2 protein-coding genes are annotated in these 2,099 nt (G+C 66.7%); both read right to left on the bottom strand.

Annotation, left to right across the window (positions count from 1 at the left end; all coding sequences use genetic code 11):
* Positions 1-140, bottom strand: a 140-nt coding sequence (locus tag FFS49_RS41720; RefSeq protein WP_137910513.1) for an FAD-dependent oxidoreductase, incomplete at its 3' end; no start/stop codon positions are given.
* A 36-nt stretch (positions 141-176) separates the two neighbouring features.
* Positions 177-1,967 (bottom strand): acyl-CoA dehydrogenase, encoded by a 1,791-nt coding sequence (locus tag FFS49_RS41715; protein ID WP_039343724.1) that lies wholly within the window; start codon positions 1,965-1,967, stop codon positions 177-179.
* Positions 1,968-2,099: the final 132 nt, after the last annotated feature.

Below are 2,099 nucleotides of genomic sequence, written 5' to 3'. Positions count from 1 at the left end.
ATCTCGGTGCCTTTTTCGGCGGCCAGCTGCTTGAGCCGGATCGCCGCCGACAGCCCGGCGGGGCCGCCGCCGACGATCACGACGTCGTATTCCATCGATTCGCGCGGGCCGTACTGCGCGAGCAAGTCCTGTGTGGTCAAAATCCTGTCTCCTCCTGCGTCCCGACCGTCAGCCGGTCAGAACTGGTCTTCCGTCAACGCGAGCACGCCCTCGTTGCCCTTCGTGCCGACGATCGACGCTTCGAATGCGCCTGCCTGCACCAGCACGTGCTCCGCATAGCATTGCGCGATCGCGATCTTCGCGTCGAAGAACGCCGGATCGCTCGCGCGGTTCGCGTGCGCCGCCACCAGCGCGCGGCCCATCTGCCACCCGCACAGCACCACGCCCGCCAGCTTCAGGTACGGCACGCTGCCCGCGAACACCGCGTTCGGGTCCTGCTTCACGTTCGCCACCACGTAGTCGACCACCGACGACAGCGCCTTCGCGCCCTTCTCCAGCTGCGCCTTCACCGAGGCCGCCGCCGCACCGTCCAGCTTGCCCAGCGCCGCCACGGTGTCGCCGATCTCCGCGATCAGCGCCTTCGCCACCGCGCCGCCGTCGCGCATCGTCTTGCGGCCCACCAGGTCGTTCGCCTGGATCGCCGTCGTGCCTTCGTAGATCGCCAGGATACGTGCATCGCGGTAATACTGCGCCGCGCCCGTCTCCTCGATGAAGCCCATCCCGCCGTGCACCTGCACGCCCAGGCTCGCCACGTCGTTCACCATCTCCGTGCTCCAGCCCTTCACCACCGGCACCAGATACTCGTAGATTGCCTGATGACGAGCCCGCGTCGCCTCGTCCGAATGGCGGTGGGCAATGTCGCTGTGCGCGGCAGCCACGTAGGCCAGCGCCCGCGCGCCTTCGGTCAGCGCGCGCATCGTGCCGAGCATGCGGCGCACGTCCGGGTGATGGATGATCGTCACCGACTGCTTGGCCGAACCATCCACCGGGCGGCTCTGCACGCGCTCCTTCGCGAATTCCGCGGCCTTCTGGTATGCACGGTCGGCCACGCCGATCCCCTGCATGCCGACGCCGAAGCGCGCCGCGTTCATCATGATGAACATGTATTCGAGGCCGCGGTTTTCCTCGCCGACCAGGTAGCCGATCGCGCCGCCGTGGTCGCCGTACTGCAGCACCGCCGTCGGGCTCGCCTTGATCCCGAGCTTGTGCTCGATCGACACGCAGTGCACGTCGTTGCGTGCGCCGAGCGAGCCGTCGTCGTTGACCAGGAACTTCGGCACGATGAACAGCGAAATGCCCTTCACGCCTTCCGGCGCGTTCGGCGTGCGCGCCAGCACCAGGTGGACGATGTTGTCCGCCATGTCGTGCTCGCCCCACGTGATGAAGATCTTGGTGCCGAACACCTTGTACGTGCCGTCGCCCTGCGGCTCGGCGCGCGAGCGCACCAGCGCGAGATCGGAGCCGGCCTGCGGCTCGGTCAGGTTCATCGTGCCGGTCCATTCGCCCGAGATCAGCTTCGGCACGTAGCGCTGCTTCTGCTCGTCGGTGCCGGCCGTCAGCAGCGCTTCGATCGCGCCGTCGGTGAGCAGCGGACAGAGCGCGAACGACAGGTTCGATGCATTGAGCATCTCGATGCACGGCGTCGCGATCAGCTTCGGCAGCCCCTGGCCATCGTATTCGGACGGATGCTGCAGCCCCTGCCAGCCGCCTTCGACGAACTGGCGGAACGCGTCCGCGAAGCCCGGCGTTGCGGTCACGACGCCGTCCTTCCAGCTGCTCGGGTTGCGGTCGCCTTCGACGTTCAGCGGGGCCAGCACCTCGCCGCAGAACTTCGCGGATTCTTCGAGCACGGCCTGCGCCGTGTCATAACCGGCATCCTCGAAGCCCGGCAACTGCGCAACGGCGTCGATGCCGGCCAGTTCCTTCAGCACGAACAGCATGTCCTTGACGGGGGCGTTATAGCTCATGGTCGATGTTCCAATCAGACGTTATATGAGGGGCGCGATGGGGCTTGATGCGGGAGAACCGGCTCAGGCCCGTGCGACGACGTGAGGCATCGTAATGCTGTGGCGGTGGATTCATATTGTCATATCCGGCCC

It is taken from the genome of Burkholderia sp. 4NA327C6 (assembly GCF_005502655.1).
Lineage (GTDB): Bacteria > Pseudomonadota > Gammaproteobacteria > Burkholderiales > Burkholderiaceae > Burkholderia > Burkholderia contaminans.
Note: the sequence above shows the minus strand (reverse complement) of the source record. Positions and strands in the feature narration are given on the sequence as shown.

Coding starts and splice junctions, on each gene's coding strand:
- FFS49_RS41715 (WP_039343724.1), bottom strand. CDS start 1,967: ATGAGCTATAACGCCCCCGTCAAGGACATGCTGTTCGTGCTGAAGGAA.